Origin of the sequence: Microbacterium marinilacus, assembly GCF_019753765.1 — a bacterium.
In the GTDB taxonomy this organism is placed as follows: domain Bacteria; phylum Actinomycetota; class Actinomycetes; order Actinomycetales; family Microbacteriaceae; genus Microbacterium; species Microbacterium marinilacus.
The window spans coordinates 1-16,851 of sequence record NZ_JAIJZW010000002.1 but is presented as its reverse complement, the minus strand read 5'-3'; the positions used below and the strand labels follow the sequence as shown (position 1 = coordinate 16,851).

At 70.1% G+C, this 16,851-nt stretch carries 17 protein-coding genes; 8 read left to right on the top strand and 9 right to left on the bottom strand.

Annotated features, from left to right (window positions below; translation table 11 throughout):
• Nucleotides 1-6: 6 nt before the first annotated feature.
• Both K5S26_RS03500 and ykgO read right to left on the bottom strand, forming a co-directional pair.
• On the bottom strand, nt 7-897 hold the full coding sequence (locus K5S26_RS03500; protein WP_221856084.1) for a fructose bisphosphate aldolase: 891 nt from the start codon (nt 895-897) through the stop codon (nt 7-9).
• Nucleotides 898-933: 36 nt separating this feature from the next.
• Nucleotides 934-1,056: a type B 50S ribosomal protein L36 gene (gene ykgO / locus K5S26_RS03495; RefSeq protein WP_221856082.1), complete on the bottom strand. Its 123-nt coding sequence runs from the start codon at nt 1,054-1,056 to the stop codon at nt 934-936.
• 66 nt (nt 1,057-1,122) lie between these two features.
• On the opposite strand from ykgO, the gene K5S26_RS03490 reads away from it, so the two are divergent.
• Nucleotides 1,123-2,154, top strand: coding sequence for a GTP-binding protein (locus K5S26_RS03490; RefSeq protein ID WP_308122740.1), 1,032 nt, complete (start codon nt 1,123-1,125; stop codon nt 2,152-2,154).
• 424 nt (nt 2,155-2,578) lie between these two features.
• Here the strand turns inward: K5S26_RS03490 and K5S26_RS18595 are convergent, their stop codons facing one another.
• Together K5S26_RS18595 and K5S26_RS03480 are read right to left on the bottom strand one after the other, a co-directional pair.
• Complete coding sequence (locus K5S26_RS18595) at nt 2,579-2,875, bottom strand: hypothetical protein (protein WP_246603570.1); 297 nt, start codon at nt 2,873-2,875, stop codon at nt 2,579-2,581.
• The gene (locus K5S26_RS03480) at nt 2,872-3,216 is read right to left on the bottom strand and encodes an ArsR/SmtB family transcription factor (RefSeq protein WP_221856078.1); all 345 of its coding nucleotides are present in this window, start codon (nt 3,214-3,216) and stop codon (nt 2,872-2,874) included. Before K5S26_RS03480 ends, K5S26_RS18595 begins: the two co-directional genes overlap by 4 nt.
• Nucleotides 3,217-3,302: 86 nt before the next feature.
• On the opposite strand from K5S26_RS03480, the gene K5S26_RS03475 reads away from it, so the two are divergent.
• Nucleotides 3,303-3,698, top strand: a complete 396-nt coding sequence (locus tag K5S26_RS03475; protein WP_221856076.1) for a Fur family transcriptional regulator — start codon at nt 3,303-3,305, stop codon at nt 3,696-3,698.
• A gap of 100 nt (nt 3,699-3,798) precedes the next feature.
• On the opposite strand, the gene K5S26_RS03470 is transcribed toward K5S26_RS03475, so the two are convergent.
• Entirely contained in the window at nt 3,799-4,443 is a 645-nt protein-coding gene (locus K5S26_RS03470) for a TetR/AcrR family transcriptional regulator (protein ID WP_221856073.1), read from the bottom strand.
• A 114-nt stretch (nt 4,444-4,557) separates the two neighbouring features.
• Between K5S26_RS03470 and K5S26_RS03465 the strand changes: the two genes are divergently transcribed.
• The 6 genes from K5S26_RS03465 to K5S26_RS03440 are packed head-to-tail and all read left to right on the top strand — an operon-like array spanning nt 4,558 to nt 12,666.
• Nucleotides 4,558-6,057, top strand: coding sequence for an ABC transporter substrate-binding protein (locus K5S26_RS03465; protein ID WP_221856071.1), 1,500 nt, complete (start codon nt 4,558-4,560; stop codon nt 6,055-6,057).
• 4 nt (nt 6,058-6,061) lie between these two features.
• A complete protein-coding gene (locus tag K5S26_RS18585; protein WP_221856069.1) occupies nt 6,062-7,018 on the top strand; it encodes an ABC transporter permease in 957 nt (318 codons plus the stop codon).
• Nucleotides 7,015-7,833, top strand: coding sequence for an ABC transporter permease subunit (locus tag K5S26_RS03455; RefSeq protein WP_221856067.1), 819 nt, complete (start codon nt 7,015-7,017; stop codon nt 7,831-7,833). The genes K5S26_RS18585 and K5S26_RS03455 overlap by 4 nt, the downstream gene beginning before the upstream one ends.
• The gene (locus K5S26_RS03450; RefSeq protein WP_221856065.1) at nt 7,830-9,248 is read left to right on the top strand and encodes an ABC transporter ATP-binding protein; all 1,419 of its coding nucleotides are present in this window, start codon (nt 7,830-7,832) and stop codon (nt 9,246-9,248) included. Before K5S26_RS03455 ends, K5S26_RS03450 begins: the two co-directional genes overlap by 4 nt.
• Entirely contained in the window at nt 9,245-10,957 is a 1,713-nt protein-coding gene (locus K5S26_RS03445) for an ABC transporter ATP-binding protein (protein ID WP_221856063.1), read from the top strand. The genes K5S26_RS03450 and K5S26_RS03445 overlap by 4 nt, the downstream gene beginning before the upstream one ends.
• On the top strand, nt 10,957-12,666 hold the full coding sequence (locus K5S26_RS03440; RefSeq protein ID WP_221856061.1) for an ABC transporter ATP-binding protein: 1,710 nt from the start codon (nt 10,957-10,959) through the stop codon (nt 12,664-12,666). Before K5S26_RS03445 ends, K5S26_RS03440 begins: the two co-directional genes overlap by 1 nt.
• Before the next feature lie 42 nt (nt 12,667-12,708).
• On the opposite strand, the gene K5S26_RS03435 is transcribed toward K5S26_RS03440, so the two are convergent.
• Genes K5S26_RS03435 through K5S26_RS03420 form a run of 4 tightly spaced genes read right to left on the bottom strand, consistent with a single transcriptional unit; the run spans nt 12,709 to nt 16,718 of the window.
• The gene (locus K5S26_RS03435) at nt 12,709-13,983 is read right to left on the bottom strand and encodes an MFS transporter (RefSeq protein ID WP_221856060.1); all 1,275 of its coding nucleotides are present in this window, start codon (nt 13,981-13,983) and stop codon (nt 12,709-12,711) included.
• Nucleotides 13,980-15,467: an ABC transporter ATP-binding protein gene (locus tag K5S26_RS03430; protein ID WP_221856058.1), complete on the bottom strand. Its 1,488-nt coding sequence runs from the start codon at nt 15,465-15,467 to the stop codon at nt 13,980-13,982. The genes K5S26_RS03435 and K5S26_RS03430 overlap by 4 nt, the downstream gene beginning before the upstream one ends.
• Nucleotides 15,464-16,222, bottom strand: coding sequence for an energy-coupling factor transporter transmembrane component T (locus tag K5S26_RS03425; protein WP_221856056.1), 759 nt, complete (start codon nt 16,220-16,222; stop codon nt 15,464-15,466). The genes K5S26_RS03430 and K5S26_RS03425 overlap by 4 nt, the downstream gene beginning before the upstream one ends.
• Complete coding sequence (locus K5S26_RS03420; protein WP_221856054.1) at nt 16,215-16,718, bottom strand: MptD family putative ECF transporter S component; 504 nt, start codon at nt 16,716-16,718, stop codon at nt 16,215-16,217. The genes K5S26_RS03425 and K5S26_RS03420 overlap by 8 nt, the downstream gene beginning before the upstream one ends.
• Nucleotides 16,719-16,851: the final 133 nt, after the last annotated feature.

Sequence of the window (16,851 nt, the reverse complement as noted above, 5' to 3'; positions counted from 1 at the left end):
ATCCGCTCAGGCGATCGAAGCCCGGTAGATGGACTCGATCGACGTATCCAGGGTGCGATCGAACTCCTCCTCGCTCTGCGGGGCGGTAAGCCCGTCGAGCAGGGCGCGGCTGAAGCTCGCGATCAGACCCGGGTTGCGCGCCAACCATTGGTTCGCCTCGTCCCGGTCGTACCCGCCGGACAGCGCCACGACGCGGGCGATACGAGGGTGGGCGATCAGGTTGGTGTAGAAGCCGGCGACAGTGGGGATGGTGACCTTGACCGCGACCTTCCCGGACCCGGGGAGGTCGTCGAGCTGGCGCAGCAGTTCGACCTTCAGCAATTCCTCGGCCGCGGCCTTGTCGGGGGCGTGGATGTCGACCTCGGGTTCGAGCACCGGCACCAGGCCCGCGGCGAGGACGTGTTCGGCGATGCGGAACTGCTGCGTGACGACCAGCTCGATGCCAGCAGGGTGCGCGGCATGGATGACCGACCGCTCCTTGGTGCCGAAGATCCCGCGCTCGGCCGCGCGGGACAGAAGGGCGTCGAGGTCGGGGATCTCGCGCATCGGCTGCACCCCGTCCCGCTCCGTCTCCAGGCCCTTGTCGATCTTCAGGAACGGGATGATCCCCTTGACGCCCCAGAGGTACTCGGCCACGCCCTGGCCATCGATTTCGCGGTCGAGGGTGCCCTCGAACAGGATCGCGCCGAGGATCCGCTCGCTGGTGAACGCCGGGCTGGTGATCACGCGGGTGCGGGCAGCGTGGATGAGGTCGAACATCTCCGCATCGGTCGCGTATCGCGACTCGTCGATCCCGTACAGGGCAAGGGCTTTCGGTGTGCTGCCGCCGCTCTGGTCCAAGGCGGCGATGAATCCCTGCCCGCTCTCGAAGCGGGCCAGTTGGGTGGCGTCGGGCATCGGGGGGTCTCCTCGGATCGCGGCGGCGAGCGGGGTTCAGCTCTGGCGGCCCTTGAATCGTGGGTTGAGCTTGTTGATGACGTAGACCCTGCCGCGACGGCGCACGACCTGCGCACCGGGCTGGTTCTTCAGCGACTTGAGTGAGGCGCGGACCTTCATGGCAACTCCTAGATGAGAACAGTTATCATTAACGATAGCGGTAGCGAGCAGAACGAGGAACAACGGGTGGATGCAGTAGGCGTGATCGCGGTCGTCGGCGCGTGCGGGCCGGAACGGCTGAGGTACGCGAAGCGGCTGGCGAAGCTGACGAATCGGGGGTTCTTCCCCGCCTCTCGGCTGGCCGGGTCACCGGACCCGGCTCAGGAGGCTGCTGTGCTGTCGTCATGGACGAACCCTGCGGCGGGCGCGGTGGTGGAGCTGCCCGACGAGGTGCCCGCGACCGAGCTGATCGGCACCTTCGGCGACTTCGATGACCGCACCCGGCTGCTCGCACTGGTGTGCGTGGTCGACGCCGCCCACATGCTGGACGATCTACACCGGGACGACTACCTGCCGTTGCGGGACGCCGACAGCGGCGTCGCGGCGCCCTTGGCCGCGAGGGCGCAGCTCACCGTCACGCAGATCGAGTACGCCTCGGCGATCGTGCTGGTGAACTGGAAGGCGCTGACGCCGCCCGATCTTGCGGTCGTGATGGCGCTGCTGAACCACCTGAGCCCGCACGCGCGGCTGCGACTGCACCGCGACGCCATCGCGCACCTCGAGCCCGGTGAAGCGTACGGGGTCGAACAGGACCGCCCCGGATGGGTGTGCTTTCTCAACGACGACTTCGACCCGCACATGACCGACCCCCGCGTCAGCGCGTTTCGCTACGAGCAGGTCCGTCCGCTGCACCCCGGCCGCTTCAAGCAGCTCCTGGATGACCGGATCGAACCAGGCGAGTTCGGGGACGTGCTGCGCTCGGCCGGGTTCTGCCGGCTCGCCACCCGGGCGAGCATCGTGGCTCAGTGGGAGCACGTCGGCCGGGTGATCTCGCTGAACCCGCTCGCGATCGACGACCGGCTCGAGGACGAGGAGGAACTACTGGCGCTCGGACAAGACCTCGCCTTCGTCGGGCTCGACCTCGACCACGACGGCCTCGTCACCGCGCTCGACGAGGCCGCACTCACCGACGCCGAGATCGCAGCCGGGCCCACAGCGTGGGGGATGCTTCCCGGCCCCTTCCCGGCGTGGGCGAAGGCGGCCGACCGCAGCGAGTGACCCCGATGCCCGTAGCCCGCGCGTCGTCGACAGCCTTGCTGCGACGCCCTCGCCGTCGCCGTCGCGCTGCTGGACACCTCCAACCGTCTTGCCCCGACGGCCGCCCTCGCGCTCGCCCTGTTCCTGCCTGTGGCAGTACTCGCGCCGAGCATCGCCCTGAACCTGCCGCGCCGACCCGTCGCCGGTCTGCTCAATGCGGCGCTCGCGGCGCGATCGCGATGCCGTTCAGTCACTGCGGCGCGGGTGTCTTTCAAGCCGCCGGGTCGGTGCTGGCGGGAGCCCTTCGCATCGTGGAGGCCGGTCTGGCGAGAATCTGCGCGCGGCCGACGGCTTGTTCACGCGGGTCGAGGCGAGGAACTAGGAGCCCAATATGACGAAGGAGATGCGCCGGCTATGCGGCGCATCCCCCTCGTCTCGGTCGAACTCAGTGCTCGTCGTAGTGGTCCCCGTGCACGGCGTGCTTGTGCCCGTCGTGGAGGTAGTCGACGTGGTCGTCGTGCTGGACCGGCTCATGGCCGCAGTCAGCACCGTGCGCGTGAGCGTCGGGGGTGTGTTCGGCGACGGACTCGTGCTCGTCGTAGTGGTCGCCGTGCAGCGCGTGGTGGTGCGTGCCGTGCACATAGTCGGTGTGGTCGCCGTGCTGGACGGCCTCGTGGCCGCAGTCGGTGCCGTGCTCGTGTTCCGATGTGGTGTGCTCGGCGTGGACGTCGGTGATGGTCATGATGACTCCTTCTGTTCTGATTCGGATGAGTCCTTGTCCGCAGACAGGGCCGCGGCAGGCTCTTGGACGTGGGCGAGTGCGTCGCCGATCACATGACTGACATGCAGATCGGCCAATTGGTACGTGACCTCCTTGCCGTTGCGGCTGGAGGTCACCAGGCCCGCCTGGCGGAGCGTCCTCAGGTGCTGGGAGACCAGCGGCTGCGACAAGCCCGTCGTCTCGGCCAGGGCGCCGACGGTGCGCGGCTCCTGCCCGATCACATGCAGCAGCCCCAACCGTGCTTCGCTACCGAGGACCTTGAACAGCTGCGCTGCAGCGGCAAGCCCGGGTCCCATGTCCATGTCATCCATCCCATCACACACATAAACGGATTGCAATGTGACTATACTAATGGGAAAGGTTCTCATTCCCGGGGAGGGAGGCGGTGATGCCCGCCACGATCCGCGATCGCCGAAACACCGCGCAGAAGGAAGCGGTGACGCACGCGCTGGAGACGGCGTGCGGTTTCATTTCCGCCGCTGAGCTGCACCAGCGCCTAAGTAGTGAGGGGATTTCGGTAGGGCTCGCCACCGTCTACCGGCAGCTCAACGCCCTCGTCGAGACCGGCCGCGCCGATACCGTCCCCGTGGCCGGCGGCCAGCTATTTCGCGCCTGCGAACCCGGAGATCACCATCACCACCTGGTATGCGAGAACTGCGGCACCGCTGTGGAGATCGACCCGCCCAGCGAGGATTGGATCCTGGCCACGGCCGCCCGCAACGGCTTCACCGTGACCCGGCACATTCTCGAGGTCTTCGGTCGCTGCGCGGCCTGTCCGGTCTGACGCCCGCGGATCTGCGCCCGTGCCGGCTTCCGCCGCAAAGAATGGGCGGAACGTCAAGGGGTGACAGGAGTGATAACACGCGCGCTCGCTCGTGGTCGCGTCACGTCGTGCCGGCGCGAAGACCGGCGATGATCGAGTCCAGGCCGAGGTCGAAGATCTCCTGCATGGAGAGGGTGAAGAACTCCGGCCCGATGCGCGCCGCAGTCGGGTATTGTGCCGGATCGATGTCGCTCAGGCCAGTGACGAAGGCTTGTGCGCGATTGCGGCGCTGGGTGCGTCGGCGGGCGTCGGCGTTGTCCTCGATCGCGACCCGGGAGAACGTCCAGCTCATGATCTGCGCGGCGCCACGAGCGACGCGGGCGTCGTCGAATCCACCGGCGACGAGTGCTGAAGCCAGCAGTTCGAGCAGTCGATAGGCTTCCGCGCCGGCAGGCCCATTGTCCATCAGCCACGCCGCGAGGCCGGGGTGTTGTCGCAGTGTGTTGCGCTGGGCGACGGCCCACGCGCGAGCGTGCTGCTCCCAGGGCTCCTCTGGCGGAGCCCCTGGGCGTACCAGGCTCCCGATGTGGTCCGCGACGAGCCGCACCAGCTCTTCGCGGTCGGTGACATGCCGATAGAGGGCCATCGGCGTGACATCGAAGCGCGACGCGATGGCGCGCATCGTTACCGCCCGCAGTCCATCGGTTCGGGTGATGTCCAGCGCCGCCTCGATGATGCCATCGCGGCTCAGCGAGAGGCCGGTCATGCTCGCGATCCTACCGGTCGTTTCTTTGTGATAATCGTTCTCAACATCGTGGTATACATAGTAAACATCGGCGTTTGTCGGTGTCTCTCTGTCGATGGAAAGTGATGGTGTTTGATGTTGTCGAGCAGGACGCGGGGGCTGGCTGCGATCGTCGCAGCGGCGGCGGCGCTGACGGTGGTGGGCTGTACGGCAGCACCGCAGGGCGAGAGCTCCCCGGAAAGCGGCGGCACACTGCGAGCCGCGTTCGCGGGCGGTTCGACCGAGACGCTGAACTACTTCCAGGGCCCCACGGCACTGGACTATGTGCGTGCCCGACTGGTCCACGCGCCGCTGTGCGAGCTCGACCCGGGTGCGGCTGAGGGGGTCTCCTACGGGGTAGTCGAATCGGTCGACGTGTCCGATGATCTATCTGAGTACACCCTGCACGTGCGCGACGGCGTCTCGTTCACGGACGGCGCCGCGCTGACGTCGGCGGACGTGCTGTACTCGCTGCGCGCGCCGGTGCTGCTCGAAGGGCTGCCGTTCACGATGCTCGTGGCCCGCAGCTTCGACCTGGACGCTGCAATCACGCCGAATGCCTCGACGGTCGTGTTGCCGACGGTCGCGCCGATCGCGGACGGGCGGGAGCTGATCTGCCAGAGCATGCTGGCGATCCAGGACGGCACCACCGAGTTCACGCCGGACACCCCGTCTTCGGGTCCGTTCACGATCGCCGCGTTCGAGCCGGGCCAGTCCACGCTGCTGGAGCGCAACCCCGACTACTACGGCGCCGCGCCCTCGCTCGATGAGATCGAGCTCGTCTCCATCCCGGACGGCACGGCGCGGGTGAACGCGCTGCGACAGGGCCAGGTGGACTACATCAGCGGCATCACCCCCGCGCAGGCACAGGCCCTCAACGGCGTGGACGGGCTAAGCGTGACGTCGAGCGAGCCGCCCTACGTGTCGTACATGCCATTCACGATGAACACCGCCACAGCGCCGTTCGATGACCCGCGGGTGCGGGAGGCGTTCAAGCTCGCGATCGACCGGCAGCGGATCATCGACAACGTCTACTACGGGCTCGCCTCGCTCGGCAACGATCTCCCCGCGCTCGGGTTCGCCAGCTACGACACCTCGATCCCGCAGCGCGAGTACGACCCGGATCAGGCCAGGCAGCTGCTCCAGGACGCCGGCGCGGCCGGCATGAGCGTCGAGCTGACCGCTGGCCCGGAACTGCCGGGCATGGTGGAGACGGCGACGCTGGTCGTGGAGGACCTGCAGGCAGTCGGAGTGGACGCGACTCTGCGGGAACTGCCCGCTGGTCAGTTGTTCGCCGACTACCCGGCGTGGCTGGCGCTGCCGTTCAAGGTCGGCTACAACCCGCCGGCGCTGTTCGAACCCAACCACACGCCCGGGACCTTCCCGGAGGTAGACGCGCTCGTGCAGACCGCGCGCAGCGCCGCCACGGCCGAGGAGCGGCTGACCGCCTCGCACGAGGCGCAGCGGCTGCTGTGGGAGGAGGGCAACCAGCTCGCACCGGTGTTCGTGCCGAACATCAGCGCGGCGCGTGACGGGGTGACCGGGGTGCGGGAGCTGCAGTTCCCCGACCTGTCGCAGGTCGTCCTCACCGACTGACCCGGTGCGGACAGCCTCCTGGATCGCGGTGAGGGTCGCCAGCTGCGCGGCGACCCTCACCATTCTCTCCTTCGTCGTGTTCTGGGCCACCGAGGTGCTGCCCGGCGACGCCGTCGGCGTGGTCTCCGGTCCGGACGCGACCGACGCCGAACGGGAGGCCGTGCGCCTCGCGCTCGGTCTGGACCGGCCGCCGCTGGAACGCTACGGCGCCTGGGTCGACGGTCTCGCGCACGGTGACCTGGGCACGTCGCTTGTCTCGGGTCGCGAGGTCGTCGGAATCGTGGTCGCTCGGCTGGGCGCGAGCATGGCTGTGCTGGTGCCCGCCGCGGCCGGCATCGTGATTCTCGCGGGGGTGTTCGGCACGATCGCCGGAATGCGTGCCGGGGGCCGCGTGGATCGTGCCTTGTCCGGGGTCACGCTCGGGCTGATCGGCACGCCGGACTTCCTCATCGCGACCGCTCTGCTGGTCGTGTTCGCGGTGTGGCTGCCGATCCTGCCGGCGGTCGCGATCGTCCCTGCGGGGCAGAGCCTGTGGCAGCACCCCGAGCTGATCGCGCTGCCTTCTCTGGCGCTCGCGCTCGGCGGGTTCGGATCGACGATGCGGCTGCTGCGAGCCTCGGTCGCGCAGACCGTCGCGACCCCGTTCGCCGAGTTCGCGCGACTGAACGGCATCCGCGGCCTCGCCTACGTCCGCACCGTCGTCGTGAACGCGGCACCGCCCGCCGTGCACGCGTTCACGATCATGATCGCCGGGCTCCTCGGCGGCGGGATCGTCGTGGAGACCCTCTTCAACGTCCCGGGCCTGGGCTATGAACTCACCCGCGCCGTCGGGAACCGGGACGTGCCGCTCGTGCAGGGCCTGGCGCTCGTGCTCGGCGCGGTCGTGCTGATGATCCTCCTCGTCGGCGACATCATCGCGCGAGTGCTGCAGCAGCGCACCCGGCGGCAGGAGCACGCGTGACCGCCCGCCGGTGGGTCGCCGCAGTGCCCGCAGCGCTGGTGCTCCTGCTCGCACTGGCAGGGCCCTGGCTGGTCGTCGGCAGCGCCAGCGCACCGGTCGGCGGCCCCTTCCAGCCGCCGGACGCTGGCGTCGCACTGGGGACGGACGTGCTGGGTCGCGACGTGCTCGCCCGCGTCCTGGCCGGTGGACGAACCCTCGTCCTGCAAGCCGCCGCGGCGACGGTACTCGGCAGCGTGATCGGCTTGTCCGTCGGCATCTGGACGGGCATGACGCACCACGCCCGCAGCGCCCGCGCCGTGCTGCGGGTCGTCGACGGAATCGCAGCTGTGCCCGCGCTGTTTCTGCTGCTCCTTCTGGCCGCCGGGCTCCCCGGCGACGATCTGGTCGTCGCGGTCGCGATCGCCGCGGTCAGCATCCCGTTCTCGATCCGTGTCATCCGCGAACGTACCCGCACGCTCGCGGCCACCGACTACGCTCGGGACGCCGAAGCTCGCGGCGAGCCGTTGACGGCACGGGTGCGGTTCGACATCCTGCCGGGCCTAGCCCCAGTCGCCCTGACTGAGGCGGGAATCCGCTTCGTCGCCGCGACCCAGCTCGCCGCCACCGCCGGGTTCCTCGGTCTGGGCGCCGGCGCCCCTGCAGCGAACTGGGGTCGCATGGTCCGCGAGAACAGCACCGGCCTCGCCACCAACCCACTGCCGGTGCTCGTGCCCGCTGTGCTCCTCGTCGTCCTCGCTGTCGGTGTGACCGCGCTCCTGGACCGCGCCGCCGAGACCCGGGTCGGCGGCCTCGAACGGATCGGGCGGCCGGCATGAGCATCGCCACGATCACCGGTCTCAACATCACCGGCCCGCAGGGGCAACGGATCCTTCATGAGGTCGACCTGGAGCTACGCCCCGGGGAGGTCACCGGGCTCATCGGCGAGTCAGGGTCGGGCAAGACCACCCTCGCCCACGTTCTGCTCGGCCACCTCGCCCCCGGCCTGCACTTGACCGCCGGGACGGTGCGCGTCGCCGGCCGCGACCCGCTCACTCCCGCGGGGCGGCGGGCGTTGCGCAGCCGGGTCACGGCGTATCTGCCACAGGACCCCGCCAGCGCACTCGACCCCACCCGCACCGTCGCCGCCCAGCTGCGCACCGCCGCACGCACCGCCCACCGAACGGCCTCACGGCAGAAAAGGATCGAGCTGCGTTACGCGGCCGTCGAAGCTGCTGTGCTCGACGCCATGCTCCTGCCCCGGTTGCCGGCACAGCTATCCGGTGGGCAGGCACAGCGAGCACTGCTGGCCTGGACGTTCCTCACCCAGCCGCAGCTGCTCATACTCGACGAGCCCACGAGTGGCCTGGACGCCGACACCGCCCTGCGGGTCAGTGCCGCGTTCGCGCGGCTGCCCTGGAACCCGGCCGTGCTGTTGATCAGCCACGACCGCGACCTCATCGCCCGCACCGCCGACCGCACCCTCCGGCTCGAACACGGGCACCTCTCGGAGCAGCGAGGGTGCCCAGCTGCTCCCGTCGGTGCGGCGGAGGCGCCACGAGGCAGCACCGAGCCCCGTCTCGCATCGAGCCGGGCCGCCCTGTCGATGACAGGGGCCACGATCCGCCGCGGCGGACGGGAACTGCTGCACGATGCCGAGCTGTGTCTGGGGGTCGGGGAGCTCCTTGCTATCCGCGGGCCCTCCGGGGTCGGCAAGACGGCGCTCGCCCGTGCTCTCTGCGGCTTCGCCCCACCCCGCGCCGGCATTCTCCGCCTGCACGGAAACGAGATCCCCTGGGCCGCCACCAGCCGTGCCCGAAATGATGCACCGTTCCTCGCTTACGTCGGGCAGGACGCTCGCGCCGCCCTGAACCCGCGCGAGACCATCTCCCGCACCCTGCAGCGCGCCCTCGACACCGCCCGCCGCCGATCGCGCCCGAGGCCAGCAGGACCGGAGAGCGTCCTGGCGCTCGTGGGACTCGGCCCCGAGCTGCTGGATCATACCGCGGATCAGCTCTCCGGCGGGCAACGGCACCGGGTCGCGCTCGCACGCGCTGTGGCTGCCGGGCCCGCTGTGCTGGTCTGCGACGAGACCACGGCCGCGCTCGACCAGGAGAGCGCCCAGCGGATCCTCGACACGCTCGACACGCTGCGCCGCGACACAGGGCTGCCGGTGCTGCTGATCACCCACCAGGACGCCGTCGCCGACCGCGCCGACCGGATCCTTACCCTCCAGGAAGGACGACTCGGATGAGCCCGAACACACTGCTGCGCCCCGTGCGAGCCCCGCTGATCGCCGCCGTCGCGCTGCAGGCGGCCGCCGGCCTGCTGGCACTGCTGCCCCTCCTGACCCTCATCGCGTTCACCAGCACCTGGCTCACCAGGACGCCCGCCCCCGGAGCCGGGCTCGTGATCGCCGCCGTGCTCGGCACGATCGGGGCGACGCTCGCCGCGGCGGCGGCGACCTGGATCACCCACCGCGCAGATGCCCGGCTGACCTGGCTGCTGCAGCGCCGCCTCGCCGACGTCATCCGCCATGCCCCTCTGCCGGCTGTGACCGGGCAGGGCGCAGCCCGGCTGCGGAAGGTCGTCCAGGACGACACCGGCGCACTGCACTACCTCGTCGCGCACACCCTGCTGGACGCCACCACCCTCCTCATCACCCCGGTCGCCGGGCTCGTTGTCCTCGCGATCGTGGACTGGCGGCTGGCCGTCGTGAGCCTCATCCCGTTGCTGTTGGGGGTCAGGTGGTATGTGCGGGCGATGCGCGGATCGGGGGCGAACTTCACCGAGTACGCGATCCAACAGCAACGCATCGGCGGCGCCGTCGTCGACTTCGTCCACGGTCTGCCCGTCGCAAAGATCTACGGCGGATCCGACGGCCCGAAGGCTCGCTACACGACAGCGGTGAACGGGTTCCATGACTTCTTCCGGGCCTGGTCCGGCTCGACCGCGGCCGTGACCACCGCCTCTTGGCTCGTCGTCGCGCCAGGCGTCACCGCGGCGCTGCTCGCCCTCCTCGGCGGTGCCGGTCTCCTCGCCGGTTGGCTGACTCCGGCCGCGCTCGTGGCCGGGATCCTGCTCGGCCCCGCCATCTCCGCGCCGGTCGCGGTCGCCGGTCCCCGCCTGCAGGCCATCCGCTCCGGTCTATCCGCGCTCTCCTCCATCGGCGATCTCCTCGACCAGCACCGCCTGACCTGGGGCGGCGCGGACCCCTCGCCGCGCGGAGCCGTCGCCCGTCTCCAGAACGTCACCGTCCGTTTCGGCGAGCAGGTCGCGGTCGATGACGTCACGCTCGCGCTGCCCGACCGCGGGCTCGTCGCCCTGGTCGGCGCGTCCGGCAGCGGCAAGAGCACGCTCGCCGCGCTGCTGGCGCGCTTTACCGACCCCGACGCGGGCCGGGTGCTCCTCGGCAACGTCGAACTGCCGGCACTGCGGGAGGCGGACCTATATGAGCGAATCGCGTTTGTGTTCCAGGACACGGCCCTGCGCGAGACATCCATACGCGACGCCCTCACCGGCGGACGTCGCATCCCGCAGGAGCGAGTCGTCGACGCTGCGCGGCAGGCGGCGATCCACGACCACATCACTGCGCTCCCGCACGGATACGACACCATCCTCGGAGAGGACAGGGAACTGTCCGGTGGGCAACGCCAACGGGTCGCTCTCGCCCGGGCACTGTTGCGCGAGCCGGACCTGCTCGTGCTCGACGAGACCCTCTCGGCCATGGATCCGACCATCCGCACCCGGATCATGGCGACGCTGCGGGCGCAGGCCCGGGAGCGGGGGGTGCTGCTCATCGCCCACCATCTGCACCTCGTCCGGGACGCCGACCGCATCCTCGTCCTCGACCACGGCCGCCTCGCCGGCTCCGGCACCCACCACAACCTCCTCACCGCCTGCGATCCCTACCGGATCCTCTGGGAGGCGCAGACCACGACTACACAGGAAGGAAGCCGCTGATGCTCCGCACCCTGCACCGCCTCCTGCCCGCCCCCGACACCCGAATCCTCGTCGGGCTCACCGTCTGGCTCACCGCCGCCGCCGTCCTGCACGGCGTCGCCCTAGGGGTGGCCGGCATCCTGACCGCCGCCTGCCTCGGCGCAGTTGCCGACCCGGCGTTCTGGATGATCGCCCTCGCGTGCACGGTCGTCGCGTTCGTGATCGTGCAATGGGTCGCGCAGATGGTCGCATTCCGGGTCGGCAGCAGCACCGCCCGCGCACTGCACCTGAGCCTCGGCGAGCACCTGGCCGAACTGCCGCTGGGATGGTTCACCTCCACCCGGCAGGCGCACATCATCGACCTCGCCACCACCGGCGTCCCGCAGGCGATGTCCTACCCCGCGATCCTGCTGCGGCCCGCGCTCACCGCGATCGTCACCCCCGTCGCCGCCGCACTCACCCTCGCCCTGCTCGACTGGCGCTTCACCGTCGCCGTACTGGTGATAACCGCGATCGCATGGACCGCAAGTCGGCTCAGTGCCCGTCTGGCCCGCACCGTGGACGCGCGACGGCATGCGGTGTCTGCGGAGGCGACCCGCCGCATCCTCGAGTACGCGAACCGGCAGCCACTCATCCGCACCGACCAACGCCCCGAGGACAGCGACGCCCTCGATCGCGCGCTCGACGGCGTCCACGCCGCCGCGCGTCGCTCCGCGGGCACCGTGATCCCCGGGTTCGTCCTGTTCAGCCTGACCCTCAACGCCCTGTTCGCCGTCCTGATCGGCCTCGGTGTCCTCTGGGTCGCCGGCGCGAGCCTGTCCGTCCCGGTCCTGCTCGGCTTGCTCGTGGTCGCGGCTCGGCTCGTCGCGGTCGCCCAGTCCGGCGCCGAGCTCGCCGCCGGGTTACGCCTGCAGGCCGGCATCCTCGACCGCCTCGCCGCCACCCTCGACACGCCGCCACTCGCGCACCTGCCCGCCGTGCAACGGGCGAAGCCGGGCGAGGAGCTCGTCCGGGTCGAGAACATCACGTTCGGCTACGACGACACCCCGGTGCTTCATGACGTCTCCTTCACGCTCCCGCGGCGCGGCCTCACCGCGCTGGTCGGGCCCTCCGGCTCCGGCAAGACCACCCTCGCCCGACTCCTCGCCCGCTTCTGGGATCCCACCGCAGGCAGAATCATCCTCGACGGTGCAGACCTCCGCTCGCTCGCCCCTGGCGAGCTCACCGGCGCACTCGCCGTCGTGCTCCAGGACGACTACCTGCTCGAGGGGACCATCGGCGACAACATCCGCCTCGGCCGCCCCACCTCCACCGCCAAGCAGGTCGCCGAGACCGTGGCCGCGGTCGGGCTCGACGCCTTCCTCGCGGGACTGCCGGGCGCGCTCGACACTCCCGTTGGCCCCGGCGGCAGTCGGCTGTCCGGTGGGCAACGGCAACGGGTGTGCGTGGCCCGTGCTCTGCTGAAGGCCGCGCCGCTGACCCTCATGGACGAAGCGACCTCGGCCCTCGATCCCGAGAATGCCCGCCTGGTCGCCGACGCTGCCACCCGGCTCGCCCTCACTGGGAGCGTTCTGATCATCGCGCACGACCTCGACACCGCCGCCCGCGCTGACCAGATCCTCGTCCTCGAGGAAGGCCGCATCGTCCAGAGCGGTACTCCCGCCGCGCTGGCTGCGGCTCCCGGCCGCTACCGTGACCTGCTGCACGACCACGCCGGGCTGCAGAGCTGAGAGCTGAGTGCCTGAGCCGGCTCACATCCCGCGCGCAGCTGGTCAGGGCGAGCCGGGACCGCCGCGATCAGACGTCGATGCTGCTGCCGACACGGGAACCGCGGGCATACGGCGGAAGCGTGGGTGGGTCAGGACGAAGGTGGCGACGATCGCCATGATGGCGCCGCCGATGATGATCGGCAGCGGCGCCGACACCCCGTAGAGCGCGGTGCTGAGGGTGGGTGCGACGACGAAGGTCAGCCCTGTCGTGGCGGTGGTGACCCCGGCGAGGCCGCCTTGCTCTTCCCTGCGAACGAGGAGCGTGGGGCCGGCGGTGTAGCCGGGCATGGCGATCCCGAGCCCGAGGCCCATCACCAGGAGGGCCGCGAACAGCAGCACTGGCCCGCCGTCGATCGTGTAGGCGGCGAAGCCCACGACGGCAATCGGCGCGCCGACCTTCAGCAGGGTCGGCGCGGACCAGCCGCTGCGCGGCACGATGACGGCCTGGGCGAGCACGAGGCCGACTCCCGCGGCGAAGAGCGCGGCACCGGTGAGGACGCCTGCCATGCGCGCATCCAGACCGAGGCGGTCCTGCACGATGAATCCGGTGATGACCTGGATGAAGCCCAGCGCGGTGAACATGCCGAACCCGGCGAGAAGGAACGGCCACACCCGCGAATCGAACGGACTGACCCTGGCGGGAGCCTCGATGAGCTCGTGGCGGGGTTCGCGGCGTAGTCGGAGCGCGATCAGGATCAGTCCGGCGACAAGCAGCACGGGCACGGCGATCAAGGGCACGATCAGGCCACCGGCGGCGAGCACCCCGCCGACGACCGCACCGGCGATCATCGCGATGCCGGAGACGGCGCCGATGCCGGCCATGCCTTTGACGCGGGTGGCCTCGTCAGTGGTGGCGTCGGCGATGTATGCCTGCGCGGTGGGTGGGACGGCGGCGATCGCGGAGCCGAAGCCCACACCGCGCAGCAGCACGAACAGTCCTGTCCCGGTGAAGATTCCCATCATCCCCAGCTGTGACACCAATGCGAACAAGGCCATCGTGATCGTCGCGAGCGTGAAGGCGGCGACCAGGACCGGTTTGCGACCCCAGGACTGGGAACGGCGACCCCAGAGCTGGCTGGTGAGCACCAACATGATCGCGGCGGTGCTGATGGTCACCCCGATCTGCCACTCTGCGAGCCCGACCTCGCGCGAGAGCGGCGCGATGATCGGGTTCAAGGTCATCTGTCCGAGATAGACGAGGAACACCGAGCCGAGCAGCAACGGAATCTGCGGTTGCGACGCGGCCGTGGGAGCCGTCACAGGGTCTGGCCGGCTCATCGGGGTTCCCTCAGTGGTTCATCTTGGGTGAGCATCGTGGCTACCTCCGCTGAGTGCTCGTCGACGGGGGCCAGGGTGAGCTGCCGGTCGGCGGCGAGGGCGAGGAGGTCGTCGTCGTGGCTGATCAGCAGCACTACGACTCCCTCGGCCGCGACCTGCCGGATCTGGTCGGAGATGGACTGCAGGTGCCGTCGGTCGACGCCGGAGCTCGGCTCGTCGAAGATCACGATGCGGCGGCCGGCGACCCGGACGGCGGCGACGACGAGGCGCTGCTGCTGGCCGCCCGAGAGCGACAGTGGGTGCCGTTCGGCCAGATGCGCGAGATCGAGGGTGTCGAGCAGGGCCGCGGTGTCCGGCGCGGTCGGTGCGTCGGTGCCGGCAAGGTCGATCTCGGCTTGCACGCTCTCGATGAACAGCTGCCGTTGCACGTCCTGCATCACGATCGCACTGGCCCGCTGCCGCGCCCTGCGGCTGAGCACCCGCCCATCGAGGCGCACCGTTCCGGTGCTGCGTTGCAGCCCGGTGATGATGCGGGCGAGGGTGGACTTGCCGGCGCCGTTGACGCCGCGGATCGCGGTGACCTCGCCCGCGGCGAAGGCGACGCGCTCGAGGTCGAGGACCGTCCGCCCGCCCAGTCGGCACTGGACGTCTTCCAGCTCCAGCGCCCCTGGCAAGGGGGTGTCGAGCGGGCGCGGCTGGGCGACGCTGCCTCCGGTCGCGGCGAGTACCGGAACGTCGGGTGAGCGGATCTCCCCGCGCAGACCTTCGGTGGCGAGCAGCTCGTCGGGGACGGCGCGGAACTGCTCCGCGGTCCATTCGAGGTCGATCGCGCCGTCGCGCATGACCAGGACCCGGTCAATCAGCTCCTGCAGGTAGCGCAGCCGGTGCTCGGCGACAACGATCGTCACCCCGGCGGCCTTGAGCTCGGCGAGGGTAACGGTGAGCCGGTCCACGGCGTCGGCGGAGAGGTTGGAGCTGGGCTCGTCCAGCAGCAGGATGCGCGGCTCATGCGCGGTGGCTGCGGCGATCGCGACCTGCTGCTGCTGCCCGCCGGACAGGTGCTGCAGCCGCTGCTCGACCGGCACCCGCTCGGCGAGGTCGGCGATGGTCGCCTGGACGCGCGAGCGGATCCGCTCGTGCGGGAAGCCGAAGTTCTCCATCGCGAACGCCGTCTCCTCGCGGGCGGTGTCGGTGAAGAACTGCCGACGCGGGTGCTGCAGCACTGTGCCGGTGGCAAGGCCCAGGGCGTCGAGCTCGACCGCGGTCGTGACCAGGCCGTCGACGGTCACCGTCCCAGTGAGGACGCCGTCGTCGTGGAAGTGGGGCACGAGGCCGTTCAGCAGCCGCAGGGCTGTCGACTTGCCGGAGCCGGACGCACCGCAGAGCACGACGAACTGGCCGGGCTTGATCCGCAGATCGAGCTCGCGCAGCGCCGGGCTATCGGCATGCGGGTAGGTCCAGCTCACTCCGCAGATCTCGATCATGCGATCACCGTCGTCAGCGGGCTCGGCAGCAGAAGGCTCGCCGCCGCGAGAACGATGAGGGCGAGCGCCAGCAGCAGATCGGGCCACCCGAAGCGGGGCGGGTCGAGCGCGACGGGCGTGCGACGCGAGCCGAGCCCGCGCAGGATCGCCGAGGCGGACAGGTCTTCGCTGGCTCGCAGGCTCGCGGCGATCATCGGGACGGTGAAGCGCTCCATGGTGAGGATCGGGTGCTGCGTCAGGCCGGTTGCGCCGGCGAGGCCGCGCAGCCGCATGGCGTCGAGCACCGCGGCAGACTCGGTCGCGACGACCGGAAAGAACCGCAGCATCACGGCGAGGGTGACCGAGAGCGCGCGCGGGAGGTGCCAGGCCCGGAGCGCGGCGCTGAGCTGTGTCGGCGAGGTCGTCGCGATGAGGTGGGCGCCGACGCCGAACGCGGCGACGAAGCGGATGAGGTATCCGCAGCCGATTGCGACGACCGTGACCACCGGGTTGGCCCAGACCAGTGGAAATACCCAGCCGAACAGGTACATGATGGCCCCGGTGACGGGGATGGTCACGGCCCGGGACCAGGCCCGGTCCGCCACGGCTAACCCGGTCGCCAGCACGATCCCGGCCGGGACGAACACGAGCCCGCCAGGGCTCATGACGGCGAGGCTGACGATGAGGACGAGCAGGATCTTGCTGCGCGGGTCCAGCCCCCGCCGCGCGACATCGATGCTGACGGGGGCTGCGACCTGAGCCTGCCCGTCAGGCAAGGCCGGCGCGGACAAAGTGCTTCCTCAACACCGCGGAGCCCAGCAGCCCGCCCAGGAACCCGGCGACGGCGACCGCGAGGGCGACTACTCCGAGTACAGGGAGCGTCGTGAGCGCGTCGGTGCCGGCGACGTACTCCTCGCCCATCGCGGTGAAGCTCGGACTGGCGAGGTAGTTCTCACGGTCGAACACGAGGGGCAGGAAGGGGGTGAAGAAGCTCAGCGCGAAGATCGTGTACGACCAGATCGCCGCCCACCGCGACCGGTAGCCACCGGCCCAGAGGACGAGCTCGGCGAGCGCCGCGAGCACGACGATCCCGATCGTGCTGAGGATCGAGTTGCCGGTCAGGAGGAAGAACAGCGCGATGACCACGCCGAACAGGGTCACCATGCCCGCATGCTTGACGCGGGTGATGAATAGCATGAACACGATCCCGTTCACCAGCACTGAGACGGGGATGACGATCAGCCAGACCAGCGGGGAGAGGATGCCCAGCATCCCGACTGAATCGGCCTGGTTTTCGTTCCTATCCGGTTGTCTGTCCGGCGGTGGCCGGGTTGGCTGATTCAAGGGCAGCGTAGTACTCGGTCTCGGTCTCGATCGGGGTGCGCATGTCGAGTTCGCCGTGGAG